Source organism: Bizionia myxarmorum (genome assembly GCF_008086205.1).
Lineage (GTDB): Bacteria > Bacteroidota > Bacteroidia > Flavobacteriales > Flavobacteriaceae > Algorimicrobium > Algorimicrobium myxarmorum.
This window is the reverse complement of sequence record NZ_VSKK01000002.1, coordinates 106,076-131,369: the sequence shown is the minus strand read 5'-3', so window position 1 is coordinate 131,369 and position 25,294 is coordinate 106,076. Positions and strand designations below refer to the sequence as shown.

Genomic DNA, 25,294 nt, shown 5'->3' with positions numbered 1-25,294 from the left:
AAAAAATATTACATGAATAAATATAAAAAGTAGGCAATTGATATCTAGATAATTAAAACAAAAAAGGCGGCAGAAAATAATTAAATTTAAATTTTAGGAAAGTTTCTTTTAATATTTCTAATTAACTCTTCAAGACCATTCAGTTTCAGTTCATAAACCATTTGAAGCATCTCTCCTAGTTTACCGTTTGGAAATCCTTTAGTGTGATACCAAACCACATAATACTCGGGTAAATCTATTAAATACCGATCCTTATACTTACCGAAAGGCATTTTAGTATGCGCGAGTTTAATAAGAAATTCTCTGTCAGGTTCCATGAAAATTATGATATATGAATTTCTAAAAGTGTTTTAATAAAAAGCCTATTCCCAATTAAAAGTAATATCTTTTTCAATATCTGGATGCAGACTATAAAGAACAGGACAGGTTCTTCCCGTATTTTCTAGAATTTTCTGAGTTTTACTATCAGCTCCTAATGGGAAGGTTAAAACAACTTCAATTTTTGAAATTCGTCTTGGTTCTGAAGCCATTGTTTTAGTGACCTCTGCTTTTGTTCCAGACATATTATAATCCAGGTCTTGCGCTTTTATACCCATAACTGTTAACATGCAACTCGCTAATCCGGCGGCAATAGTATCGGTTGGCGAAAACGCTTGACCTTTACCATTATTATCAAGAGGTGCATCCGTAATAAAAGTATTACCCGATTTTAAGTGTGTGTTTTCAGTACTTAAATTGCCTAAATAAACTACAGTTGCTGTCATGTTATTAGAGTTTAATTTCTTTGATTTTTAAATCTTCATATTTAACTAAATACACCGTATCATTATAAAATCCGCCTGAAACTTTCTTTTTGTAGGCAAATTTGTTCTCCACATATTCCGTTAAAGGCGCTTGACTTACAGATTCATAAAGGTCTGTAAAATTCACTAAACGCAGTACCACATCCATGGTAACATCAAAACCACGAACCGCTATTTTATTAGGAGAAACACCATAACGTTTTTGATATTCTATAGCGAAACTATTATTATCATCTTCATTAAAGGTTTTTGCTATAGCTGCAAAGGTGAATTGTAAATTGGATAAATGAGAATTAGAAACCTCATCATCTTCAAAAGCAGCTCCCATTTCAGTGGTTCCTAAAATAATCTGACGGTCTTTGGAAATCAAAGAGTTCAATTTACTAGTAACATTGGAAACGAAACCAGCATTTGTTGTTTCAAAAAAGATGAAATTTTTACCTGGTTTTAATTTGGACGTGATGTCGGTATCATAAATATAAAAGCCGTCTGTACCACTTTTATTCTTTCGAGATTTTATTAATGACGCCGTTGGAAAACTATTTTTTAAATCGTTGGCAATACTAGCGCGACTTTCATCTGAAATGATGATAATTTGACTTATAGTCGCATCATCATTTACATACTTAACTATTTTTTCCTTTAATAAATCTTCAGAAGGTCTGGATTGAAATACATTTTCCGATATCTCTAAATTTTTAGCCAAAGGTGAAACAACAGGAATATTTTGCCCTTGTAATTCATTCGCCACTCTCTTAATGTTTTCTGGCATAAATGGTCCAATTACAGCATGAACATCATTAAAGTTGTTATTATTTAAAATACTGGATATTTCACTACCCGTATTTTTAGTATCATAAATATCAACTTTTAAATTAACCCCTAAATTTTTAAGGGAGTCCAATGCCACGACAACTCCAGAGTAAAAATCTAAAGACATATCTATAAATGGGTCTTTTAAAATTTGTGCTTTCGTATCAGAAATAGAGTCCGTATTTAGTTTATTCAATTTAAACGGCAACATTATAGCAATATGCTTTTGCTTGTAACTGCTTATAGAATTTGTTAAATCTTTAGATTCTAATTTTATATTTTCGTCTTCCACATTGGCGCTAAATGGCACTTTTAATACCATACCAACTTTTAGTCCGCTTTCTACAAGTTCTGGGTTTAAGGCTTCCAATTGGTCTTGATCCAAACCTAATTTTACTTTCAGTCTATAAAAACCTTCTTTCGGTAATACTTCATAATACGAGTATTTACTGTCAACTGGTTTTTCTTCTGTATTATTAATATTTGGAACATTAATAATTTCACCATCGTTTAAAACTGCATTAATTCCTGGATTTAAAGCATCCAATTCAGCAACGGTTATTCCAAATTTGTAGGCTATACGCCATTTTCCTTCTTTCGGTAAAACCGTGTATTTTTTTGTGGATGTAGTTGTTCCAGTTGAATTACCATCAGTAGCATCCGGTTTTGAAACTGTAAATACTTTTTTATAAATTGGAATTTTAATTTCATCGCCTTTACGTAAGTTATTGGCGTATAAAAAAGTGTTGTGTTTTTTAATTTCGTCTTGTGCTACATTATACTCTTTAGCTAAACTATACAAGGTTTCTTTACGCTTAACTGTGTGTTTTTTGAAACCTGTTAATTCACGCTCAATGGCTGCATGTGGCGCAGTACGATCAATTTTTTTATTGGGAATAATTAAAACGGCATTGCGTTTTAACTCCTTTTTAGCATCTGGATTTAATGCATAAATATCAAACGCTGTTAATTGATATTGTCTCGCAATACTTTCAACGGTTTCGCCAGCTTGAACTTTATGGGTTTTGTAATTTTGAGCTTGTGATGCAGAACCACAAGCAACAAATAACAGAATACCTAAAATATATAAGAGTTTCTTCATAATTTATATACGTTCGGATTTGCGTTAACGATTGCAACGCCATCCTTTATATTCATTTTAAAATTAACGGAATAAAAAAAATTAATTAGAAGAAGCGAACTTGGTGGTAACGCCTAACTTCTCGATACAATTTTTTCGTTCCTCAAAAATCACTCGAAGTGATGTTTTATTTATTCCCACTCAATTGTTGCAGGTGGCTTAGAACTAATGTCATACACTACTCTATTAACGCCTTTTACTTTGTTTATTATTTCATTGGATGTTTTTTGTAAAAACTCATATGGTAAATTTACCCAATCGGCTGTCATGCCATCTGTACTTTCTACGGCTCTAAGCGCCACACATTTTTCATAAGTACGCTCATCGCCCATAACACCAACGCTATTCACTGGAAGCAAAATAGCACCTGCTTGCCAAACGCTGTCATACAGATTCCACTTTCTTAAATTACCAATAAACACGGCATCTACTTCTTGTAAAATACGCACTTTTTCTGCTGTAATATCTCCTAAAATACGAATAGCCAAACCAGGACCTGGAAATGGATGGCGACCCAATAGGTCTTTGTCCATATCCATAGAAGCACCAACGCGGCGAACTTCATCTTTAAAAAGTGCTTTAAGCGGCTCAACAATTTTAAGCTTCATAAAATCTGGTAATCCACCAACATTATGATGACTTTTAATGGTAACACTTGGTCCACCAGTTGCAGAAACACTTTCAATAATGTCTGGATAAATAGTACCTTGAGCTAACCATTTCACATCTGTTATTTCATGAGCTTCATCATCAAAAACTTCAATGAATACGCGACCAATTGCTTTACGCTTTTCTTCTGGATCGCTTAATCCTGCAAGTGCATCCAAAAAACGTGCCGAAGCATCAACGCCTTTTACATTAAGACCCATATCTTTATATTGATCTAACACATCATGGAATTCATTTTTACGCAATAAACCATTATTAACGAAAATACAATAGAGATTTTCGCCGATAGCTTTATGCAATAACATAGCTGCTACTGATGAATCTACACCGCCTGAAAGTCCTAAAACAACACGATCATTTCCTAACTTTTCTTTTAAATCGGCAACAGACTCTTCAACAAAAGATTGAGGCGTCCAGTCTTGTTCGACTTTAGCAATATGCACTAAAAAATTCTCCAGTAATTGCTTTCCGTCTTTAGTATGATACACTTCTGGGTGAAATTGAATAGCATAGGTATCTTCACCTTCAATTTTATAAGCAGCATTTTCAACATCTTCTGTGCTGGCCAGTAAAACGCCATTTTTTGGAAGTGTTTTAATAGTATCGCTATGACTCATCCAAACTTGACTTCCTGTATAGATATTATGGAAAAAATCTTCTTTTTCTTTTACGAAAGAAAGATGAGCACGACCATATTCTCGCGTGTTTGAAGGCGCAACTTCACCCCCAGAAAAATGGGCTAAATATTGCGCACCATAGCAAACCGCTAAAAGTGGTTTTTCACCACGAATACCTTTTAACTCCGGATGTAAAACAGCTTCACCTCTAACAGAATTAGGACTTCCTGAAAGGATTACGGCTTTATAAGTTTCTAAATTATTTGGAATTTTGTTATATGGATAAATCTCACAATAAATGTTGAGTTCCCTAACGCGGCGTGCAATAAGTTGGGTGTATTGCGAGCCGAAATCTAATATAAGTACGTTGTTGTGTTGCATGCGTAAAAATAACAATTGATTTTTGATTAGCTGTTTATGACCTAAACTTTTTTGAATAATTAATTCATAGAGTCTAAAATCATTTGAATATCTTTTTCTGTTGTATCTGGATTAATAAAGCAAAAACGTGAAACTGTTTCAAATGCATCACCATTTTTCCATTTGGTAGGCGTTACTAAAGCGAAACCTTTTCTATGATTTTCATAGGTCCAATTTGTGTAATCTTCTGGTTCCCATCCAATTCGTCGGTATAAAACACATGACAGACTTGGTTCTCTTACCAATTCCACGTTCGGGTTTTCGGTAATCATTTTACCAGCCAATTGCGCCAATTCTAAACCGCGCTCTACCGCTTCTTTATACCTATCCGTTCCGTGCGTTGCTAATGAAAACCATAATGGTAAACCACGTACACGGCGGGTTAATTGTATTTGATAGTCGGTTGGATTAAAACCATGAGCACCTTCATCTTTAAAAATATCTAAATAAGATCCTTGTTGGGAATGGGCTGCTTTAGCTAATTCTGGGTATTTATAAATTACCGCACCACAATCATAAGGTGAAAACATCCATTTATGCGGATCAATTGTAATGCTGTCTGAACGTTCAATACCATTGAACAAATGTCTTACCGAATCGGCTGCTAAAGCACCTCCACCGTAAGCAGCATCTACATGAAACCACAAGTTTTCTTTTTCGCAAACATCTGCAATGCCTTCTAAATCGTCGATGATTCCAGCATTTGTTGTTCCGCCTGTTGCAACCACTGCAAATAAACGTTTACGTTGGTGAAAGTTTAAATTATCAATAGTTTCGCGTAAATCGGCACCCGTTAGTCTTTCTTCAGAATCCACTAGCATAATATCTACATCAGCCACTTTCGCCATAGCCTTAATGGAAGAATGTGCACCGATAGACGTAATTATTAAGCCTTTTTCACGCTTATAGGTATCATCCAAACGCCAGTTTTCACGCGCGGTTACAATGGCCGATAAATTAGCTGCCGTGCCGCCACTCGTAAAAACGCCGAAAGCACCTTCTGGTAACCCTGTTAAAGACACAATCCATGACATAGCTTCATTTTCGCAAAAAATGCCACCGGCACCTTCCATCCAATACGCACCGTGAATACTAGAGGCAGATGTAACCAAATCGAACATAATAGCCGCACGCGTTGGTGCTGCCGGAACAAATGCTAAATTTCTTGGGTGATCTACAGGAACGTTGGCTTTTGATAAATGCTCTTTCCATAAGTTAAAAGCATACTCGCCGCCCACACCTTTTTCGGTTACGGTCTCGCCAACAAGTGCTTTTAAATCTTCGTATTTTTTAGGCTGTCCTATTTGGTGTTCGGTAGCTGAAATTCTACCAATGGCATATTTCATGACATCTAAAGTCATTTCAATAAGTCCAATATCAATTTTATGCATGAATTACTCTAAATTTAGTATTAAAAACTCGCCTTTCAGCGGTTGCAAATTTAACACTAACTGCTGAATTAATTGGTCTCCAAACTCCAAATAAAAGGTAGAAAAATTAGCTTGTCGCTCTTGTAAACTTTGATTTGGAAATATTTCATCTTGAAGCAGCTTTACGCGTTCTAAAACGACTGCTAATTTTCGTTTTTGAGCTTTTAAAAGCCTCTGTTCTAAATGTTCTAAACCTTGAATTTGTTTATGTTCTTGCGCAGCAACCGCACCTTTAAAAGATTTGTCGGTTTGCTCTGCCAAAGTATATAAATCTTGGAACTGCTTTTTAAGATGTTCTTTTTGATTCGAAAAATCGATTCTAATTTCGGAAATATCTTTGGTAACCTTCGTTAACAAATCTGATTGCTTTAAAAATAAATTTTTAGTTTCTAAACCTAATTTGTGTAATTTCTCTTGTTGTTTTGTTGTGGTTAACACGACCGAATTTCGCAATAACAACATGGGAAAAGGAATGTTGTGAGCTTCGAAATTTGATTTCAGTTGAAACCAATAGGCCAATTCGCCGCCACCGCCAATATAACACAGGTTAGGCAAAACGATTTCTTGAAATAGCGGACGTAAAATAACATTGGGACTAAAGCGTTCGGGATGATTTTCAACTTCTTCTAATAATTCCGTTTTATTCCATGACATGCTAGTTTCTAAAACGTGAAATATTCCATCCGCCTCAACAATGCGCTCCCGTAATCCAGGTTTTATGTAGAATAAATTGATTTCTCTTGGATTCACCTGAATTTTATAATTTTCAGGCAAACCGTTCAGTTTTTCGTTGGTTTCTGAAACATTTTTGAAAGACGATTGATTGATAAGTTCTTCTTTTACAAATGGAATAAACTCCTTTTTTAAGGCTTTATCATTTCCATCTAAAATAACCAATCCGTATTCTGAAAACAACTCATTTACCAAATAGCGGGTGGCATCGGTTAAATTGGAATGATCCACATAGGCTTTCTTAAATAAATTCGTTAGTTTATCGGCATGCATACTTTTAGGTAATTGTTTCGAAAACACTTCAAAAACATATTCGAAACCTTCTAAATCCAATTCTCCAACAGGACCGGAAGCTTCGCGATTCCATTGCACCTTTTTATCTTGAAAATTAAAGTAATTTATTTCTTCAAAATCATGATCTTCGGTAGCCATCCAATAAATAGGCACAAATTGATTTTCAGGATATTTCGCTTTTAGCTCTTCACATAAATTAATGGTTGAAATAATTTTATAGAAAAAATAAAGTGGACCCGTAAAAATATTTAATTGATGCCCTGTTGTAATAGTAAAGGTGTTTTCATCCTTTAAAGCGTCAATATTTCTTTTAGTTGAAGATGAACTATTAAAATTTTTATACTGTTCCTGTAAACTTAAAACCAAAATAGCTCTAGATTCTGAAGTAAAAGACCCTTTCTTTTCTTCAATTTGAGCTTTAAAATTATCCAGCTTTGGAAAGCGGTGATAAAAAGGTTTTAAAGCCGATTTCTCATCTAAATAATCACAGATTAAACCTGAAAAATAGTTGGTGTCTCTAAAGGGAATACAGTCGCTTGGCATAGTTAAACATTGAAGTTTTAAAAGCGCAAATATACGGTTTCTAGTCTTAAAAATAACTTAAAATATTTACAGATAAGCGCCAAAAAGATTGAGTATCTTTACGCAAAAAAGTATTTATGTTAGGTTTAAAATTAGCTACAGATCCGCGATGGGTTGATATTGCAGAATCAAATTTAGAGGAAATATTAACCGATCACGCTTGGTGTGAGCAAAAAGCGGCTACTAATGCTATAACTATTATTACACTAAATTCAGAATACACAGATTTAGTGACGGACTTATTGGCCTTGGCTAAAGAAGAATTGGAACATTTTGAAATGGTGCATAACATCATAAAAAAACGCGGTTATAAATTAGGTCGCGAACGCAAGGACAGTTATGTAAATGAACTTTATAAGTTTATGAACAAAGGTGGCAATCGAGTTCAGGCCATGGTAGACAGACTTTTATTTTCTGCGATGATTGAAGCTAGAAGCTGTGAACGTTTTAAACTATTATCACAAAATATTAAAGATCCTGAACTGGCCAAATTTTATCATGAACTCATGATTAGCGAAGCTGGACATTACACCATATTTATTGGTTTTGCTAGAAAATATGGTCAAGATGTGGATGTGGATACGCGTTGGAAAGAATTGATTGATTTTGAAGCTAAAGTCATTCAAAACTATGGAAAATCAGAGACTATTCATGGTTAGAACGTTTTATTGAAATCAACTTCATGTTAAGAACTGCTTTTGAAAAGAGATAGTTCATTCTAAAAAATATTAGAAATAAACTTTTTAGAAATAATTCGTTTCAATTTTATTTTCAGTCTCCATTAAAATATATTATTCAAGAGAATCATAATTTCATGAATAATGAGTAAATTATCTCTCTTATTAATAGTGCTATGAAAATACAGTCATTTTTTAAAAAATCCTTGATACTACTGGTTATTATAGGGAATAATATCCTAGGATTTGCACAAGTTGATTCCACATCACTTATTGAAATAAGCGGTAAAATAATAGATAGTAAAACCAATGATGCGCTTGTTTTTGCAGATTTGGTGGTTTCAGATTCTAACATTGCTACTATTTCGAATACAGAAGGTGATTATCTATTAAAAATTCCAGCAGATTTTAAAAATGGTTTTATAACAATTACCTATTTAGGATATGCTGAAAAGAAAATTCAGATTTCTGATGTTATAGCAAATAGCACCATTATGTTGGATCAATTTGCAACATCACTTGAAGAAGTCAATATCACCAGACCCAAGAGTGCTGAAATTCTAGTGCGAATGATGCTTAAAAGAAATGATGATAATTACATGGGTTCTAATATGCAAATGACTGGATTTTACAGAGAAACTATAAAAAAAAGACGCCAAAATGCTTCTTTAGCCGAGGCGGTCGTTTCTATTTATAAGCAACCAAACAGCAATACCAAACGTGATGAAATTGACATAGTGAAAGTCAGGAAAAACACGAATTACGCTAAATTAGATACTATTGCTTTAAAACTTCAAGGCGGTCCCTTTAGTAATTTATATGCTGATATTATGAAATACCCGCAATATATTTTTAGTGAAGACAATTTAGATAATTATGTTTATTCCTTTGATAAATCTACTGTAATTAACGATCAACTCGTGTACGTTGTGAATTTTAAGCAATATCCAGAACTCCAAATGCCCTTATATTTCGGGAAACTTTATATTGATGCCAAAACCTACGCTTTAACCAGCGCCGTTTATAGTTTAAATGTTGAAAATAGAGAACTGGCGAGTGAGCTCTTTGTAAAACGCAAACCAAGACGCGCCAAAGTATATCCTGTAGAGGCCAATTATCGCGTAAACTATAGAAACAGCAATGGTAAATGGCTATACAGCTACAGTAATATTCTTTTAACCTTTAAGGTTAATTGGCAAGGTAAGTTATTCAATAGCGTTTATACCTTAAATAGTGAAATGGCCATTACCAATTGGAACGCTACAGATGAAAGATATTCCAGACCCGATAATAAGTTGCGCGTTTTAAAACCTACTAGCATTTTATTGGATGAAGCATCTGGTTTTTCAGATTCGGAATTTTGGGGAGAATACAATATCATTGAACCCGAGAAATCTATAGAATCTGCTATTCAGAAAATTCAAAAGCAGCTAGATAAATCATAAAATTTGCAGTTTTAGAATACGATTTATCTCAATTTCATCTATGTTATTTTCCTTTAGAAATTTTAAGAACAAGCTAAAGTTTGTTTTATTTGACCTTGGACTTTCATAAATTTCATGTTTTAAACAACCTGAACATATTGTTTAGTTTTACTAAAGATAAGGCTTACATTTGCTGTTATTCCTAAAAAATATGGATTGAATTCTTATTCGAAAACTCTTAATATTTTTTTTTGAATTTTGCATTTTTATAAGAATAGTCACCATACGTAATTTTAAAAAACTTCCGGTATGCCAAATACAGAAACAGCTTTTCTTGAGCTAATCAATACTAGAAAATGGCGGACACTAAAGCGTGCTCTAAAAACGTTGGATGCTGTAGAAGCCGCACAACTAGTAGAAGACAATTCCAAAGGCAATAAAATAATTTTATTTAGATTACTCTCTAGAAAGCAAGCCAAAGAAGTTTTTAAGTTACTTCCAAGAACCGAACAAGAGAATGTTATTGAAGGTTTAGCAGAGAATTTTCAAAAACTAACCCGTTTACTTAACGATATTAATCCGGATGATAGAACGGCCTTTTTTGAAGAATTACCTGGCGATATTGCGCAACGCCTTATTCAAAAACTATCACCTGAAGAGCAAAAAATCACCATTCAACTTTTAAGCTATCCAAAAGATAGTATTGGTCGTTTAATGACACCGGAATTTGTGGCCATTAGATCTCATTTTACGGTTGCAGAAGCTTTCGCCCATATTCGTCAACATGGTAAAGATTCTGAAACTTTAAATGTCATTTACATTATTGATGACCAATGGAAACTCATCGATGACATTAGTATTAAAGAATTAATTCTAGCCTCACCAGACCAATTAGTTGACGAACTTATTGATAATAAATTTGTGTCGTTGCATGCTATGGACGATCAGGAAAGTGCCATTTCCGTTTTCAAAAATTACGATCGAGTTGCCTTGCCGGTTTTAAGTCAGGAGGGCGTCCTTTTAGGTATTGTAACCTTCGATGATATTATGGATGTTATTGAAGAAGAATCTACTGAAGATTTCCATAAGTTCGGATCCGTTCAAAATGTTGGTAAAAACCCATTAAAAGAGCGCATTTTCAATCTCTATAAAAATAGAATTGTTTGGTTGGTGCTTTTAGTTTTTATGAATATTTTTTCTGGAGCTGCTTTAGAAAGTTTTGAAGATGTAATTCAATCTTTTGTAGCGCTGGTTTTCTTTTTACCCTTATTAATTGATAGTGGTGGAAACGCTGGTTCCCAATCGGCAACCCTAATGATTCGTTATTTAGCTTTGGGCGAAATACAACTTTCAGATTGGTATAAATTAATTGGGCGCGAACTTTTAGTTTCCTTTTTATTAGGGATTACTATGGCTGCGAGTATAGCGGCTGTTGCAAGTTTTAGAGCACCAGAAATTGTAGTAATTGTATGTATTGCAATGGTTATAAACGTGATGTTGGGCAGTTTAATTGGACTGCTATTACCATTTATATTTACCAAGCTAAAAATAGATCCAGCAACGGCAAGTGCCCCGTTAGTAACATCTTTATCGGATATTTGTGGCGTACTAATTTACTTTTCTATTGCTTCTAGATTATTGGAATTCTAATTGAAAAAGAATAAAAATTGTTTTTTCACAACTCATTATCTCTATATTACGAATGTGTTATGTGACATATAACTAAAAAAAAAACGCTCCCAATAATATGGGAGCGTTTAACTTTATCTATTAGTCTTATGCCTTTACCACTTCAGCATACAAATCAAAATCTGATGCTTCTGTGATAATCACGTTTGCAAATTCACCCGTTTTTAGATAGGTTTTTGAAGCTTCAATTAACACTTCATTATCTACATCTGGCGAATCATATTCCGTACGACCTACAAAATATTCACCTTCTTTTCTATCGATAACCACTTTGAATTCCTGACCGATTTTCGCTTGATTTAATTCCCACGAAATTTGCGATTGAATTTCCATAATCTCATTCGCACGTTCTTGCTTCACATCTTCGGGAACATCATCCACCAAATTAAAAGCATGTGTGTTTTCTTCATGACTATAAGTAAAACAGCCTAAACGTTCAAAGCGCATAGCTTTAACCCAGTCTTTTAATTCTTGAAAATGAGCTTCCGTTTCACCAGGATAACCCACAATTAATGTGGTTCTGATAGTCATTTCTGGAACCGCTTGTCTAAATTCCTTCAAAAGCTTGGTCGTTTTCTCGTTCGTAGTTCCACGACGCATACTTTTTAAGATTTCGTCGGAAATATGTTGTAATGGAATATCTAAATAATTACACACTTTCGGCTCGCGTTTCATAACATCCAATACATCCATTGGAAATCCTGTTGGAAAGGCATAATGCAAACGAATCCATTCTATACCGTCTACTTTAACCAAAGCTTCAAGAAGCTCTGCTAAATTTCGTTTTTTGTATAAATCAAGTCCGTAATAGGTTAAATCTTGAGCAATTAATATTAATTCTTTAACACCGTTAGCTGCAAGTTTTTCAGCCTCCGTTACTAAATTTTCAATTGGCGTACTCTTGTGTTTTCCACGCATAAGTGGAATAGCACAAAAACTACAAGGCCGATCACAACCTTCAGCAATTTTTAAATAGGCATAGTTTTTCGGTGTTGTTGTTAAACGTTCACCTATTAATTCGTGCTTATAATCGGCACCCAAAGCTTTTAATAAAGCTGGTAATTCCGTAGTACCAAAATACTGATCTACATTCGGAATTTCCTTCATTAAATCCGGTTTGTAGCGTTCACTTAAACAACCGGTAACAAATACTTTATCAACTTCACCAGCCTCTTTTTTCTGCATGAATTCTAGAATGGTGTTGATACTTTCTTCTTTAGCATTATTAATAAATCCGCAGGTATTAATAACAACTACATTGCCTTCTTCTTCATGCACCACGTCTTTTCCGCTAGCTTTAAGCTGGCCCATTAAAACTTCGCTATCGTAAACATTTTTACTACAGCCAAGTGTTACTACGTTGATTCTATTCTTTTTAAGCGACTTTGTTCTCATATGCGTTTCCCTAAAAAACGGGAATCTATTTAATTAATATCTACTTTTTTACAGGCTGCAAATATACAATATGTTTGGAAACAAAAAGACCTCAATCAAATTGAAGTCTTTTATTATTTTTTATGTGAATAATTGCGGTCTATTTAAAAAAGGAATCTACAAACTCATATTTATTAAAAACTTGCAAATCCTCAATGCCTTCTCCTACTCCAATATATTTAACAGGAATTTTAAATTGATCTGAAATACCAATTAAAACACCTCCTTTGGCAGTACCATCTAATTTAGTAACTGCTAACGATGTTACTTCAGTAGCTGCTGTAAATTGTTTAGCTTGTTCAAAGGCGTTTTGACCTGTTGAACCATCTAAAACTAACAGCACATCATGAGGGGCATCACCAATTACTTTTTGCATAACGCGTTTCACTTTGGTCAACTCATTCATTAAATTGACTTTGTTATGTAAACGTCCAGCAGTATCAATAATAATAACATCTGCATTTTGGTTGACACCAGATTGTAATGCATCAAAAGCTACAGAAGCAGGATCTGACCCCATATCTTGACGAATCATAGGGACATCAACCCGATCAGCCCATACTTGAAGCTGTTCAATAGCGGCTGCCCTAAAGGTATCGGCTGCACCTAAAACCACGTTTAAACCTTGTTTTTTAAATTGATATGCTAGTTTACCAATAGTCGTTGTTTTACCAACACCATTAACACCAACAACCATTAAAACATAAGGTTTTTTACCGGCAGGAATAGTATATTCAGTTTCTTCACCCGAATTGGTTTCACTTAAAAGGCCCGCAATTTCTTCGCGAAGAATGACATTTAATTCATCCGTTCCTAAATATTTATCTTTAGCAACCCGCGCTTCAATACGTTTAATTATTTTTAAAGTCGTGTCAACGCCAACATCACTACTTACAAGAATTTCTTCCAGATTATCGAGAACTTCATCGTCTACTTTCGATTTTCCCGCTACGGCCTTACTTAACTTACCTAAAAATGTATATTTAGATTTCTCTAAACCTTTATTTAAGGTTTCCTTTTTTTCTGAAGAAAATATTTTTTTAAAAAAACTCATGGTTCTTAATTTCTATACAAATGAATACCAAAAGCCTTGCCCAAATTAACGAACTGCCCTCTTGTCATTAGCTTATAAAGATAAAACAAAAAGCCGCTTACGTATACCGAAAGCAGCTTGAATATTTTTAAGCGTTAGAAAACTAGTGTTTATCTAACCAATCACCCACAAATTCTGGAGCCATAACAGCTTCAATAAATGTATAAGATCCCGTTTTTTGAGATTTTACCATTTTGATAGCTTTTGTTAATCTTTTAGATCCTGTTTGTAATGATGCTACTGATTTCTTTGCCATGTTAAATGCTTTTTAAGACATTCTCACCACGTGAAAATGCTATGATTTTTGTTATTTGAAATTTGCTTTCGTAAAACCCTAAATTAAAAAATTCGAGATATTACTTACTTAATTTCTTTATGAACAGTCATTTTCTTAAGAATAGGATTAAATTTCTTAATCTCCATTCTATCTGGTGTGTTCTTTTTGTTTTTTGTTGTAATGTATCTTGAAGTTCCTGGTTGACCAGACTCTTTGTGCTCCGTGCACTCAAGTATTACCTGTATTCTGTTACCTTTTTTTGCCATTGTACTCTATATTTTATAAATAAGACTATTACTTGATAAACCCTTTTACTCTCGCTTGTTTCAAAGCCGCTGTAATACCGATTTTGTTAATAGTCTTTAATGTTGATGTAGCAACTTTTAAGGTTACCCACTTATCTTCTTCTGGAATATAAAAACGTTTCTTAATTAGATTTGCATCAAATTTACGCTTTGTTCTGTTCATTGCGTGAGACACGTTGTTTCCAACCATGGCTTTCTTTCCTGTAAGTTCACAAACTCTTGACATTGTTCTATCTTTAAAAGTGTTATTTCGACTATTTTAAAACAGACGTTTCAAAACAGGCTGCAAATTTAGTAAATCTTTATAATATCAAGCAACTAAAATCGTTACTTTTTTAAAATTTCTTTTTGAAGCATTTCGAAGGCTTTATTTACCGCTTTCATTATCACTTTAGTCCGGTGATTTCCAAGCTCAAATTTTTCCGAATACACCGTTTCTTTTGTGGCAATAGCAATAAAAACAGTTCCTACTTCTGCATTTGAATCGCCTTTATCAGGTCCTGCATTTCCCGTAGTGGCAATAGCATAATCCGTTTTAAATAGTTTAAGCGCCTTTTTAGCCATGTCTTCTGCAACCGGACCACTAACTACAGAATATTCTTTAATAAGTGCTTCAGGAACCTTTAAAATATCAATTTTAGCTTCCGTAGCATAGCTCACCACACTGCCTTTAAAATATTTGGAAGCGCCTGCATGAACCGTAAACGATTGCGCAATTTTGCCACCCGTGCAACTTTCCGCTGTACAAACGGTTTTCCCTAATGCTGTTAAATGCTTTCCAATTACGGCTTCAATGGATTCGTCTGTTTCAAAACCAACGAAAATATCTTCAATTTGGGGCAACAATGCTTTTACTTGCGCTTCCATTTCAGCTTCTACCATTTTTTTATCATTCGCCTTCGCTGATAAACGCAATCGCACACGACCTAATCCTGGTAAATAGGCTAATTTTATGAAATCTGGAAGATTATCCTCCCAAGATTCAATACGTTCAGCCAACAAACTTTCTCCCAAACCATAGGTTAAAATAGTAACATGTTGAATAAATGGAAATTTATAGGTTTTTCGCAATTTTGGAATAACGGTATCATCTATCAAAGCCTTCATTTCATAGGGAACACCAGGCAGAGAAATAAAAACTTTTCCGTTTCTTTCTAACCACATTCCAGGAGCACTTCCGTATTTATTCATGAGCACTTTAGCCTGAGACGGCACCAATGCTTGATCAATATTTACTTGTGAAAGTGACTTATTAATATAGGTTTTCCAAATGTGTTTAATATTGTCCAAAACAGCATCGCTTTGAACGAGCGAATCGCCAAAATAATCGCAGATTGTTCTTTTGGTAATATCATCTTTTGTTGGACCTAAACCGCCAGTAAGAATAATGATATCGGCGTTTTCTTCCGCCTCCTTCATGGATTTGGTAATATGATTTATATCATCCTGAACTGAAGTTATTTGGTATACTGAAACCCCAATTTTATTCAGCGCTTTACTAATATAAGCTGAATTGGTATCAACAATTTGCCCTATAAGAATTTCATCACCAATGGTAATTATTTCTGCTTGCATTATAGATTGAAATCAGATTTAATTTCGTCCACTGTATCATCAATAGCTTTAACAACTGAAGCTAACTTACTGGAAACGTCTGTATCTGATTTCTCCAATTTACCCCAATCTTGAACCTCAATTAGTTCATCTAAAACTCCCAACTCAAACAAATCTATGGTTGGTTTCATTTTGTGTGCAGCCTGATAAGCCGAATAATAATCATTCTTGGCAACTGCTATTTTAAGACGCTCTAAATCTTCAGGAACTTCTTCTAAAAATGCAGCCGCTAATGTGGCTACAAACTCTTCATCGCCATCCGCTAATTCGCGTACTCGGAATAATTTGTAATGCTTTTCCATTTATTTTACTGTTATTGAAAATAATTGTTGGTTTTCTATAAATCCTGTTAGTTGATCATTTGGTTCTACTCTTCCTACTCCAGCAGGAGTTCCCGTAAATATAACATCTCCAATCTTTAAAGTAAAATATTTTGAGATATATTCTATTAACGCATCAATTTTCCAGAGCATGTGACTAGTATTTCCATTTTGAACCAAATAATCGTTCTTTTTTAAAGAAAAGTTTACGTTATCGAGATTTTCAAATTGCGTTTTCGGTAACCAACGACCTATAACCGCAGCGCCATCAAAAGCTTTGGCTTTCTCCCAAGGCAAGCCCTTTTCTTTTAATTTGGTCTGTAAATCGCGCGCTGTAAAATCAATTCCCAACCCAATTTCGTCATAATATTTATGAGCAAATTTCTGATCGATATGCTTGCCAACTTTATTAATTTTCACCAAAACCTCAACTTCATGATGCACATCATTTGAGAAATCAGGAATAAAAAACGGCTGTTTTTTTAATAAAATAGCCGTGTCTGGTTTTAGAAACACGACAGGATCGGTTGGTCTTTCATTTTCCAACTCTTTAATGTGGTCTGTATAATTTCGACCGATACAAATGAGTTTCATTAGCGTAGGTATTTTGTTGTTGAGCTGTTAAGTTGTTTCCTGCGACTGCGACTGCGACTGAAAACTATTTAAATTTTATTATTAAAAGCCCTTAACTTAATAGCTGTCAGCACTTTTTTGGTATACAACGGGAAATCGGCATTTAATAACCAGCCAAAATAACCGGGTTCGCTATCTAGAACATCGGTTACTAATTCACCTTTATGTTTTCCAAAAGCAAAGCATTCTTCATTCTGTTTATTATAAGAAATAAAGCCAGCAAAATCCGCGAATTTTTTACGCGAGCTGAATTCCGCTAAAAACTTCGTATCATTTTCCAACTCGTCATATTTAGCTATTTGTGCTTTTAGCACCTGGTAAGTTGCCTTGGTATCCGCTTCAGCTGTATGCGCACCTTCTAAAGTTTCATTACAATAAAATTTATAGGCAGCACCCAAAGTACGTTGTTCCATTTTATGAAAAATAGTTTGCACATCAACAGAAACCCGATTTTTCATATCAAAATCGATATCAGCACGTAACATTTCTTCAGCAAGAAGCGGAATATCAAATCGGTTGGAATTAAAACCTCCTAAATCAGAATCTTTTATAATAGCATGAATCTCTTTAGCCAATTCCTTAAAAATTGGCGCATCTGCCACATCCGCATCCGTTATCCCATGAATGGCCGTTACCTCTTTCGGGATAGGCATTTCCGGATTAACCAACCAACGTGTTGATTCTTCTTTCCCATTTGGATGCACTTTAAGAATGGCAATTTCCACAATTCTATCTGCTGTGATGCTGATTCCTGTTGTCTCCAAATCGAAAAAACAAATGGGTTTTGTAAGATTAAGTTTCATGATTTTTATTTTGTACAAAGATAAAAAGATAATTACAATTAAACGGAAAGCAGTAAAAGATTGCAATGGACTAAAAGTATTTCTTTTGAAATTTTAAAAATGTACACAAGTTCTTTTAATCAACAATTCATCCTCAAAATAAAACAATTGACACTTATAAAATTCCATAACCTAAACTTTTATTCGACTTTCGTCTTATAAAATCACTATAAAATCATGGAATACTATATTAAAATTGCCATTTACGTACATGCTTTTTTAGGCGGAATCGGTTTAATAACAGGAATTGGAAGCGCCATTGTAACAAAAGGAAGTAAACTACTTTAACAATTGGGCAAATTATTCTCGATAGGAATGATTGGTAGTTCTTTAATTTCAATTCCCATTTCTAGTTTGCCTAATCACGAGAATTTATTTCTATTTTTAATCGGCTTATTTACCATTTACTTGGTTTTAGCCGGAAATAGTGCTTTAACATTTAAAAAGAAAATAGAAGCTGATTGGACCGATTTTACCATATCTACCCTAATGATGATCTTTACAATTATTATGATTGTTGTTGGTATCTACGATGCCACTAATGGCAATAATTTTAGTATTCTGTATTTATTCTTTGGTGGTTTTGGTATGCTATTAACCATAAATGATTTCAGATTTTACAAAAATCCAAGAATAACTAAAAATGCTTGGCTTATAACACATTTAGGGAAAATGAATGGCGCTTTAATAGCATCTATTACTGCTTTCTTAATTGCAGGCGCTGGCAGTAAAAGTTTTTTTGCTTGGTTAGCACCCACTTTAATAGGAACCTTCTATATTTTATATTGGAAACGTAAAATGAAGTTTAGGCCGATACTGCAAAAAGAAATTTCTTAACGACATATTTCAAAATAACAAAGACAAAAAAAAAGCACAATCTTCCGATTGTGCTTTTTATGTATAATTGAGATTCCTCCCGATAGCTGTCGGAATGCAAAGGGATTTGTTAAATCTCGCGATTAGAGTCCCAAGCTTCTAAATAATCTTTTACTGCTTTTACAAATTGGCCTCCTAAAGCACCATTTACAACACGGTGGTCATAAGAATGCGATAAGAACATTTTATAACGGATACCTATAAAATCACCTTCTGGCGTTTCTATTACAGCAGGAACTTTTCTAATAGCACCTAATGCTAAAATACCCACTTGCGGCTGATTAATAATTGGAGTTCCCATGATACTACCAAAAGTTCCAACGTTTGTAACCGTATACGTTCCTCCTTGAATATCATCTGGCTTCAATTGGTTCAATCTAGCTCTGTTAGCTAAATCATTTACCTTTTTAGTCATCCCAATTAAATTAAGCTGATCCGCATCTTTAATAACAGGAACAATTAAATCGCCATTACCTAAAGAGGCTGCCATTCCTAAATTGATATGTTTCTTTTTAATGATGGTATCACCTTGTAAGGAAATATTCATCATTGGGAAATCACGTAACGCTTTAGCGATAGCTTCCATAAAAATGGGTGTAAAGGTTAAATTTTCACCTTCACGTTTCATGAAACCATCTTTTACTTTTTTACGCCAATTCCATATTTTCGTTACATCAGCTTCAATAAAACTTTGAACGTGAGCTGATTTCTGTACCGATTCTACCATGTGATGTGCAATTAATTTGCCCATTCTGGTCATTTCAATTATTTCATCATCACCCGAAGCGACTATTGGAGCTGCTTTTGGTTTCTCTGCTTGTTTTGGCGCTTCTTGTTGTTTAGGCTGTTCTGTAAACATCACTTTTGGAGCTGAAGCACGATTTTCTATATGAGCAAGAATATCGTTTTTAGTTACACGACCGTCTTTACCGGTTCCTGAAATAGCATCCAATTCACTTTGATCAATGCCTTCTTTAGCAGCGATGTTTTTCACCAATGGTGAATAAAAACGATCGTCTGATGATTCTACAGGCGCTGCCGCTTCTTGAGCCGCCGTTACTGTTTTAGAAACCTCTGCTACTGCAGCCGATTCTTTTGCAGGTGCTGTTGTTGGCGCAGATGCTGAATCGCCAGCTATTTCTATAATAGCAATTGTTTGTCCAACTTGAACCACATCGTCCACGTTAAATAACACCTCAACTAATACACCATCTACTTCACTAGGCACTTCACTATCCACTTTATCCGTTGCAATTTCAAGAACTGCTTCGTCCGCTTCAATCGTATCACCTACTTCTTTTAACCAAGATGTAATGGTTGCTTCTGCTACACTTTCTCCCATTTTCGGGAGTTTTAATTCAAATTTTGCCATATCTGTAACTAAACTCTATGTTTTTAAATTTCGACTGCAAAATTAATGAAAAATCATCAATTTCATTGCAGTTTTATTAATTAAATCTTTGTTAATACTTGTATTTCACCTCGATTTTTGGAACAATTACTTCCAATAATAAAGTTTGAACCGTTGGGAAGAATTTTAAACGAAATACCCTCACTCCCTTTTAATACGGTAATATATTGAAAAATTGCTTTATAACTTAAACTGTTGGCATCAAAGATAACCTCTGTAAACGGATCAACAGCCTCTACTTTGCTTCGCAATGTGATAGGTTTATCTACAAGCGTTTCTAAAATATGAGACGTTTCTTGTGTATAAAAAACGTAAGATTGATGTTTATTTGAAACCACCTCTGGTTCAGAGCGCATCATATAAGCGCCGCGAATTCCTAGCCAAACAATACCATTAAATATAATATTACTTCTGAAATGTTTTTTATAAAAAATTTGCATCGCCCCATAAAATCGCTTGGCGTAATTGGCGTCTTTCAGTGTGCTTTCACCTTTATAATGAACAATTGTTGTGGATCCATTATAATAATTGGTGTATCCAGCTTTTAAAACTTTGTAAGACAAATCAATATCTTCACCATACATAAAATAGTCTTCATCAAAACCACCAACGGCATCATAAACGGCTTTTTTAAGCAACATAAAGGCGCCAACAAAAATAGGTGCTTCACCAATTTCATATTCACCAATTTGATTGGCATAATAAGAATCTGGATTCCCTAATAACTTTTTAAGTGCTACTGCTGGTTTTGGAACATTGCGCTTACTTTCCGGAAGAAATTTACCAGTACCATCCATCAATCTACAACCAACAATACCTAATTTGTCTTGTTTATCTGCAAAATCTAAAAGGATTTTAAAGGTATCTTCAGCAACAATGGTATCTGGATTTAGAATACATAAATATTCACCTTGTGCTATTTTAACGCCTAAATTATTTCCTTTTGAAAAACCAGCGTTTGATGGGTTTTCAATTAATATCACATTTGGGAATGACTCCTTAACCATGTCACAACTAGCGTCGGCCGACTGATTATCAACCACAATAATTTCGGCATATAAACCAACAAGCGATTTTTCAACGCTTTTTAAACAGAGTTCTAAAAAATAACGAACGTTATAATTTAATATAATGACAGATAACTTCAAATACTTACGATTTTAGGGATGCTTCAAAAGGAATTCGGTTAATAATACTTCTTCCCAGGGTAATTTCATCTGTATATTCTAATTCATTTCCTACCGAAATACCTCTGGCGATAGTAGATGTCATCACATGATATTCTTGAATTTGTCGGTAAATATAAAAGTTGGTGGTATCCCCTTCCATAGTGGACCCTAATGCAAAAATAAGTTCTTTCACATCTCCTTTTTTTACTTTTTCAACCAAGGTCTGAATATTCAAATCCTGTGGACCGATGCCATCCATAGGTGAAATTTTACCACCCAAAACATGATATAATCCTTTAAAAGAACTGGTGTTTTCAATAGCCATAACATCGCGAATATCTTCAACGACGCAAATAACTTCGCTAATCCGATTGGGATTCGCGCAGATTTCGCAAATATCAACATCACTAATATTATGACAACTTTTACAAAATTTAATATCTGAACGCATCGTTTTTAATGCATCCACCAACTGAAAGGTTTGATTTTCAGGTTGATTCAGCAAATGCAATACCAAACGCAAGGCCGTACGTTTACCAATTCCTGGTAATTGCGACATTTCGTTAACGGCTTTCTCTAAAAGTTTCGATGAAAATTCCATAGCGGCGAATTTACGATTTTACATTTAAGAATTGCATATACAATGGTAATTTGTATTTTGCTGCACATTTAAAACCCTTATGAGCCCAACGCAAATTATCTTATTAATTGCCGCCTATTTTGTTGTATTAATTCTGATCTCCTATTTTACAGGACAAGAGGATTCCAATGATGCTTTTTTTAAAGCTAACAAATCAGCGCCTTGGTATTTGGTGGCTTTTGGAATGATTGGCGCTTCCTTATCAGGTGTTACCTTTATCTCCGTTCCCGGCGCTGTGGAAACCAAACAATTTGGCTACTTACAAGTGGTTTTTGGTTACTTTTTTGGGTATCTCGTAATTGCTTATGTGCTCCTGCCCATGTATTATAAGATGAATTTAACATCCATCTACACGTATTTACGGGAACGATTTGGAAATACGAGTTACAAAACGGGTTCGGTTGCTTTTTTAATTTCAAGAACCGTTGGTGCCGCTTTTAGATTATTTCTAGTTGCTAAAGTATTACAGTTATTAGTGTTTGATAATTTAGGAATGCCTTTTCCGGTAACTGTTGTACTTACTATTGCACTCATTTGGTTGTACACGTTTAAAGGTGGCATGAAAACGATTATTTTCACGGATACGTTACAGACACTTTTTATGTTGGTTTCTGTAGTGGTTACTATTTCCTTTTTAGCATCTGCTTTGGATTTAAATGGTGTTTCAGAAGTTTATCACAACGTGAAAGATAATGCCATGAGTAAGGTTTTCTTTTTTGATGATTCTAATGATGCGCAATTCTTCATAAAAAGCTTTTTAGCCGGCATGTTTATTACCATTACTATGACAGGTTTGGATCAGGATATGATGCAGAAAAACCTAACCTGCAGAAATTTAAAAGATGCACAGAAAAACATGGTTGTTTTTAGTATCGTCTTGATTTTTGTGAATATTCTATTTTTAGCTTTAGGCTTAATGTTGACGCAATACGCCCAGCAACATGGTATCACGGCAGATAAAGATGATTTATTTCCAACCATTGCCATGCTTCCTGAAATTGGGATTTTAACCTCCGCATTTTTTATTCTTGGATTAATTGCTGCGGCCTATTCTAGTGCCGATTCGGCGTTGACGGCCTTAACCACTTCAGTTTGTATTGATATTATAGAAATTGAAAACAAGCCAGAAGCACAGCGTAAAAAAATCAGGAAACGCGTTCACATATTGGTAAGTGGCGTTTTAGTGGCTGTTATTATTGTTTTTGATACCTTATTTAAAGATGTATCGGTTATTTGGGAATTGTTTAAAGCCGCTGGATATACCTATGGACCTTTATTAGGATTATTCGCTTTCGGAATTTTAACTAAAGCCCAACTGAAAGACAAATATGTGTGGATTGTTGCCATTATCGCTCCCATACTTTCTTATATCATTAATGAATATTCTGCCGAATTATTCAACGGCTATAAGATTGGTTTCGAAATTTTAATTGTAAACGGCTTATTAACCTTTTTAGGATTAATACTGATTCGTAGAAAGTAAAACCAAAGTGCAAGCCACTTCACTTTCAATATTAGCGGCGTCTAATAATTTATAAAATTCAGGATTTTCTGTTCCTGGATTAAAAATAACACGCTCTGGTTTTAAAGAAATGATATAATCGTAATATTCCACTTGGCGCTGTGGATTTAGGTATAAAGTCACCGTGTCAATTTCTGAATATGGCTTTAATTCCGTATCAATTGTAACACCTGAAACGTTTCCAGCGCGCAAGCCGTAAGCAAGAACTTCGTGCTGATGACTTACCAGCCTATTAATAGCGATATTGGAATACCGATTGGCTTTTAATGACGCACCCATTACTAATGTTTTTTTATTCATCCTTGTTAATTTAGCGTTAAACTTGAAATTTACCGTAACGTTTCCCAAATGTACTCGTCTATATTGATAATAACAAATATTTAATAGTCTGCGTAATAGTTGATGGTTAGTGTTAATGTCTGACTATTAAATACAGAAAACCCAAGGTAATTTGCCTTGGGTTTTCGCGTTACTCTGTTAAATGAACGTTAAAAGTGTTAAGGTTTGAAATAAAATATACTTTTCTTCGTCTATATATGTAAGTGATAAGTTTTAAGTAATTATTTAAACTAGTTAATAGTTTAGTGTTAGTTAAATTGGTTAATAGGAGAAAACCCGATGCAGCAATGTTTCGGGTTTTTTTATTAAGGAAGTTTGAGATTGAATTTATTACATATTGAATGACGATTATATTATTAATGGAAAACCCGAAACATGATTGTTTCGGGTTTATTTGTTTAAAGATTAGTTTCGCTGAATCTTCGATTTCCTGCGCAGGCAGGAATTTACCACTTAATAATAACACTTCCCCAAGTAAAACCACTACCAAAAGCAGCTAATACAACGGTATCACCTTCTTTAATTTTGCCTTCCTCCCACGCTTCGGTTAAAGCAATTGGAATGGAAGCAGCTGTTGTATTACCGTATTTCTGAATGTTATTAAAAACCTGATCGTCATTCAATTTAAAACGTTTTTGAATAAACTGTGAAATACGCAAATTGGCTTGATGCGGAATCAACATATCAATATCCTCGACTGCCAAATTGTTTTTTTCCAGACCTTCCATAATCACTTCGCTAAAACGAACAACAGCATTTTTGAAAACAAACTGACCATTCATATGCGGGAAATAACTTTCATCTTCCTCTGGATTTTTATCAGCTAAAATATCATTCACCCAACGGTTCCCCATTCCTGGCGCAACCAAAACCAACTCCTCAGCATGTTCTCCTTGTGAATGTAAATGTGTAGATAAAATACCTTTGCTATTATCTTCTTCACGACTTAAAACAGCTGCACCAGCACCATCACCAAAAATAACGGTAACACCACGACCACGCGTTGTTTTATCTAATCCATGGGAATGTAATTCGCTACCAATAACCAAAACGTTTTTATACATGCCGGTTTTAATAAAATTATCGGCCACAGAAAGTGCGTAAATAAAACCTGAACATTGGTTTCTAATATCTAAAGCACCAACAGTTTTAATATCTAAAGCGTGCTGCACTTGAACACCAGGACCCGGAAAATACATATCAGGACTTAAGGTTGCAAATACGATAAAATCGATATCATCTTTATCAATTCCCGCGCGTTCAATAGCTATTTTTGCAGCTTTAACGCCCATTGTTGCCGTAGTATCACCGTCTCCATGAATTGCCCAGCGACGTTCCTTTATTCCAGTTCGTTCTTGAATCCAAGCGTCGTTGGTATCCATCATTTTTGATAGATCGTCATTGGTCACCACATTGTCAGGCACATAATGGCCTAAACCGATTATTTTAGAATTATACATTGAAAATTATTTGTTTTCAATTTCCAAATCCCGAAAACTGTTGGGCGGAAATCGCATGATTAATCTGT

General features: G+C 34.5%; 25 protein-coding genes. 5 read left to right on the top strand and 20 right to left on the bottom strand.

Annotation, left to right across the window (positions count from 1 at the left end; all coding sequences use genetic code 11):
* Positions 1-86: 86 nt before the first annotated feature.
* From ES674_RS09675 to bshC, 6 genes are all read right to left on the bottom strand, one after another.
* Complete coding sequence (locus ES674_RS09675) at positions 87-317, bottom strand: DUF3820 family protein (protein ID WP_148403806.1); 231 nt, start codon at positions 315-317, stop codon at positions 87-89.
* A gap of 45 nt (positions 318-362) precedes the next feature.
* Positions 363-764, bottom strand: a complete 402-nt coding sequence (locus ES674_RS09670) for an OsmC family protein (RefSeq protein ID WP_148403804.1) — start codon at positions 762-764, stop codon at positions 363-365.
* Positions 765-768: 4 nt separating this feature from the next.
* Positions 769-2,718 carry a LysM peptidoglycan-binding domain-containing protein gene (locus ES674_RS09665; RefSeq protein ID WP_148403803.1) on the bottom strand — a complete coding sequence of 650 codons (1,950 nt, stop codon included), beginning with the start codon at positions 2,716-2,718 and terminating at the stop codon, positions 769-771.
* A gap of 170 nt (positions 2,719-2,888) precedes the next feature.
* Entirely contained in the window at positions 2,889-4,424 is a 1,536-nt protein-coding gene (gene guaA, locus ES674_RS09660; RefSeq protein ID WP_148403802.1) for a glutamine-hydrolyzing GMP synthase, read from the bottom strand.
* Between the two features lie 59 nt (positions 4,425-4,483).
* Positions 4,484-5,854 carry a pyridoxal phosphate-dependent decarboxylase family protein gene (locus ES674_RS09655; protein ID WP_148403800.1) on the bottom strand — a complete coding sequence of 457 codons (1,371 nt, stop codon included), beginning with the start codon at positions 5,852-5,854 and terminating at the stop codon, positions 4,484-4,486.
* Positions 5,855-5,857: 3 nt separating this feature from the next.
* Positions 5,858-7,462 carry a bacillithiol biosynthesis cysteine-adding enzyme BshC gene (gene bshC, locus ES674_RS09650; protein WP_148403799.1) on the bottom strand — a complete coding sequence of 535 codons (1,605 nt, stop codon included), beginning with the start codon at positions 7,460-7,462 and terminating at the stop codon, positions 5,858-5,860.
* Positions 7,463-7,578: 116 nt separating this feature from the next.
* On the opposite strand from bshC, the gene miaE reads away from it, so the two are divergent.
* From miaE to mgtE, 3 genes are all read left to right on the top strand, one after another.
* On the top strand, positions 7,579-8,160 hold the full coding sequence (gene miaE / locus ES674_RS09645; RefSeq protein WP_148403797.1) for a tRNA-(ms[2]io[6]A)-hydroxylase: 582 nt from the start codon (positions 7,579-7,581) through the stop codon (positions 8,158-8,160).
* Positions 8,161-8,354: 194 nt separating this feature from the next.
* The gene (locus tag ES674_RS09640) at positions 8,355-9,623 is read left to right on the top strand and encodes a carboxypeptidase-like regulatory domain-containing protein (RefSeq protein WP_148403795.1); all 1,269 of its coding nucleotides are present in this window, start codon (positions 8,355-8,357) and stop codon (positions 9,621-9,623) included.
* 288 nt (positions 9,624-9,911) lie between these two features.
* Complete coding sequence (mgtE, locus tag ES674_RS09635) at positions 9,912-11,252, top strand: magnesium transporter (protein WP_148403794.1); 1,341 nt, start codon at positions 9,912-9,914, stop codon at positions 11,250-11,252.
* Positions 11,253-11,378: 126 nt separating this feature from the next.
* Here mgtE and rimO read toward each other — a convergent pair whose 3' ends face one another.
* The 9 genes from rimO to ES674_RS09590 all read right to left on the bottom strand — a co-directional run bounded on the left by rimO (position 11,379) and on the right by ES674_RS09590 (position 17,770).
* Complete coding sequence (gene rimO / locus ES674_RS09630; RefSeq protein ID WP_148403792.1) at positions 11,379-12,686, bottom strand: 30S ribosomal protein S12 methylthiotransferase RimO; 1,308 nt, start codon at positions 12,684-12,686, stop codon at positions 11,379-11,381.
* 139 nt (positions 12,687-12,825) lie between these two features.
* Entirely contained in the window at positions 12,826-13,779 is a 954-nt protein-coding gene (gene ftsY, locus ES674_RS09625) for a signal recognition particle-docking protein FtsY (protein ID WP_148403790.1), read from the bottom strand.
* Between the two features lie 142 nt (positions 13,780-13,921).
* On the bottom strand, positions 13,922-14,074 hold the full coding sequence (locus tag ES674_RS09620; protein ID WP_148403788.1) for a DUF4295 domain-containing protein: 153 nt from the start codon (positions 14,072-14,074) through the stop codon (positions 13,922-13,924).
* A 104-nt stretch (positions 14,075-14,178) separates the two neighbouring features.
* Complete coding sequence (gene rpmG, locus ES674_RS09615) at positions 14,179-14,361, bottom strand: 50S ribosomal protein L33 (RefSeq protein WP_109307876.1); 183 nt, start codon at positions 14,359-14,361, stop codon at positions 14,179-14,181.
* A gap of 28 nt (positions 14,362-14,389) precedes the next feature.
* Positions 14,390-14,626, bottom strand: coding sequence for a 50S ribosomal protein L28 (rpmB, locus tag ES674_RS09610; protein ID WP_148403786.1), 237 nt, complete (start codon positions 14,624-14,626; stop codon positions 14,390-14,392).
* 101 nt (positions 14,627-14,727) lie between these two features.
* Positions 14,728-15,975, bottom strand: a complete 1,248-nt coding sequence (locus ES674_RS09605) for a competence/damage-inducible protein A (protein ID WP_148403785.1) — start codon at positions 15,973-15,975, stop codon at positions 14,728-14,730.
* Complete coding sequence (locus ES674_RS09600) at positions 15,975-16,316, bottom strand: Hpt domain-containing protein (RefSeq protein WP_148403784.1); 342 nt, start codon at positions 16,314-16,316, stop codon at positions 15,975-15,977. Before ES674_RS09600 ends, ES674_RS09605 begins: the two co-directional genes overlap by 1 nt.
* Positions 16,317-16,928, bottom strand: a complete 612-nt coding sequence (locus ES674_RS09595; RefSeq protein ID WP_148403783.1) for a fumarylacetoacetate hydrolase family protein — start codon at positions 16,926-16,928, stop codon at positions 16,317-16,319.
* Positions 16,929-16,996: 68 nt separating this feature from the next.
* Positions 16,997-17,770 (bottom strand): 3'-5' exonuclease, encoded by a 774-nt coding sequence (locus tag ES674_RS09590; RefSeq protein WP_148403782.1) that lies wholly within the window; start codon positions 17,768-17,770, stop codon positions 16,997-16,999.
* 330 nt (positions 17,771-18,100) lie between these two features.
* On the opposite strand from ES674_RS09590, the gene ES674_RS09585 reads away from it, so the two are divergent.
* A complete protein-coding gene (locus ES674_RS09585; protein ID WP_246126011.1) occupies positions 18,101-18,646 on the top strand; it encodes a hypothetical protein in 546 nt (181 codons plus the stop codon).
* Between the two features lie 109 nt (positions 18,647-18,755).
* On the opposite strand, the gene ES674_RS09580 is transcribed toward ES674_RS09585, so the two are convergent.
* From ES674_RS09580 to recR, 3 genes are all read right to left on the bottom strand, one after another.
* Positions 18,756-20,057, bottom strand: a complete 1,302-nt coding sequence (locus tag ES674_RS09580) for a dihydrolipoamide acetyltransferase family protein (protein WP_148403781.1) — start codon at positions 20,055-20,057, stop codon at positions 18,756-18,758.
* An 80-nt stretch (positions 20,058-20,137) separates the two neighbouring features.
* The gene (locus ES674_RS09575) at positions 20,138-21,244 is read right to left on the bottom strand and encodes a glycosyltransferase family 2 protein (protein ID WP_148403780.1); all 1,107 of its coding nucleotides are present in this window, start codon (positions 21,242-21,244) and stop codon (positions 20,138-20,140) included.
* A gap of 4 nt (positions 21,245-21,248) precedes the next feature.
* Entirely contained in the window at positions 21,249-21,866 is a 618-nt protein-coding gene (gene recR / locus ES674_RS09570; RefSeq protein WP_148403779.1) for a recombination mediator RecR, read from the bottom strand.
* Positions 21,867-21,945: 79 nt separating this feature from the next.
* On the opposite strand from recR, the gene ES674_RS09565 reads away from it, so the two are divergent.
* Entirely contained in the window at positions 21,946-23,388 is a 1,443-nt protein-coding gene (locus ES674_RS09565) for a sodium:solute symporter (RefSeq protein WP_148403778.1), read from the top strand.
* Here ES674_RS09565 and ES674_RS09560 read toward each other — a convergent pair.
* Together ES674_RS09560 and ES674_RS09555 are read right to left on the bottom strand one after the other, a co-directional pair.
* Positions 23,365-23,727, bottom strand: coding sequence for a CoA-binding protein (locus ES674_RS09560; protein WP_148403777.1), 363 nt, complete (start codon positions 23,725-23,727; stop codon positions 23,365-23,367). The genes ES674_RS09565 and ES674_RS09560 overlap by 24 nt on opposite strands.
* 485 nt (positions 23,728-24,212) lie before the next feature.
* The gene (locus tag ES674_RS09555) at positions 24,213-25,226 is read right to left on the bottom strand and encodes a 3-oxoacyl-ACP synthase III family protein (RefSeq protein WP_148403776.1); all 1,014 of its coding nucleotides are present in this window, start codon (positions 25,224-25,226) and stop codon (positions 24,213-24,215) included.
* Positions 25,227-25,294: the final 68 nt, after the last annotated feature.

Coding starts and splice junctions, on each gene's coding strand:
- ES674_RS09555 (WP_148403776.1), bottom strand. CDS start 25,226: ATGTATAATTCTAAAATAATCGGTTTAGGCCATTATGTGCCTGACAAT.
- ES674_RS09620 (WP_148403788.1), bottom strand. CDS start 14,074: ATGGCAAAGAAATCAGTAGCATCATTACAAACAGGATCTAAAAGATTA.
- ES674_RS09670 (WP_148403804.1), bottom strand. CDS start 764: ATGACAGCAACTGTAGTTTATTTAGGCAATTTAAGTACTGAAAACACA.
- rpmB (WP_148403786.1), bottom strand. CDS start 14,626: ATGTCAAGAGTTTGTGAACTTACAGGAAAGAAAGCCATGGTTGGAAAC.
- ES674_RS09605 (WP_148403785.1), bottom strand. CDS start 15,975: ATGCAAGCAGAAATAATTACCATTGGTGATGAAATTCTTATAGGGCAA.
- miaE (WP_148403797.1), top strand. CDS start 7,579: ATGTTAGGTTTAAAATTAGCTACAGATCCGCGATGGGTTGATATTGCA.
- bshC (WP_148403799.1), bottom strand. CDS start 7,462: ATGCCAAGCGACTGTATTCCCTTTAGAGACACCAACTATTTTTCAGGT.
- ES674_RS09595 (WP_148403783.1), bottom strand. CDS start 16,928: ATGAAACTCATTTGTATCGGTCGAAATTATACAGACCACATTAAAGAG.
- ftsY (WP_148403790.1), bottom strand. CDS start 13,779: ATGAGTTTTTTTAAAAAAATATTTTCTTCAGAAAAAAAGGAAACCTTA.
- ES674_RS09565 (WP_148403778.1), top strand. CDS start 21,946: ATGAGCCCAACGCAAATTATCTTATTAATTGCCGCCTATTTTGTTGTA.
- guaA (WP_148403802.1), bottom strand. CDS start 4,424: ATGCAACACAACAACGTACTTATATTAGATTTCGGCTCGCAATACACC.
- ES674_RS09580 (WP_148403781.1), bottom strand. CDS start 20,057: ATGGCAAAATTTGAATTAAAACTCCCGAAAATGGGAGAAAGTGTAGCA.
- ES674_RS09560 (WP_148403777.1), bottom strand. CDS start 23,727: ATGAATAAAAAAACATTAGTAATGGGTGCGTCATTAAAAGCCAATCGG.
- ES674_RS09590 (WP_148403782.1), bottom strand. CDS start 17,770: ATGAAACTTAATCTTACAAAACCCATTTGTTTTTTCGATTTGGAGACA.
- rpmG (WP_109307876.1), bottom strand. CDS start 14,361: ATGGCAAAAAAAGGTAACAGAATACAGGTAATACTTGAGTGCACGGAG.
- recR (WP_148403779.1), bottom strand. CDS start 21,866: ATGGAATTTTCATCGAAACTTTTAGAGAAAGCCGTTAACGAAATGTCG.
- ES674_RS09640 (WP_148403795.1), top strand. CDS start 8,355: ATGAAAATACAGTCATTTTTTAAAAAATCCTTGATACTACTGGTTATT.
- ES674_RS09655 (WP_148403800.1), bottom strand. CDS start 5,854: ATGCATAAAATTGATATTGGACTTATTGAAATGACTTTAGATGTCATG.
- ES674_RS09675 (WP_148403806.1), bottom strand. CDS start 317: ATGGAACCTGACAGAGAATTTCTTATTAAACTCGCGCATACTAAAATG.
- mgtE (WP_148403794.1), top strand. CDS start 9,912: ATGCCAAATACAGAAACAGCTTTTCTTGAGCTAATCAATACTAGAAAA.
- ES674_RS09600 (WP_148403784.1), bottom strand. CDS start 16,316: ATGGAAAAGCATTACAAATTATTCCGAGTACGCGAATTAGCGGATGGC.
- ES674_RS09665 (WP_148403803.1), bottom strand. CDS start 2,718: ATGAAGAAACTCTTATATATTTTAGGTATTCTGTTATTTGTTGCTTGT.
- rimO (WP_148403792.1), bottom strand. CDS start 12,686: ATGAGAACAAAGTCGCTTAAAAAGAATAGAATCAACGTAGTAACACTT.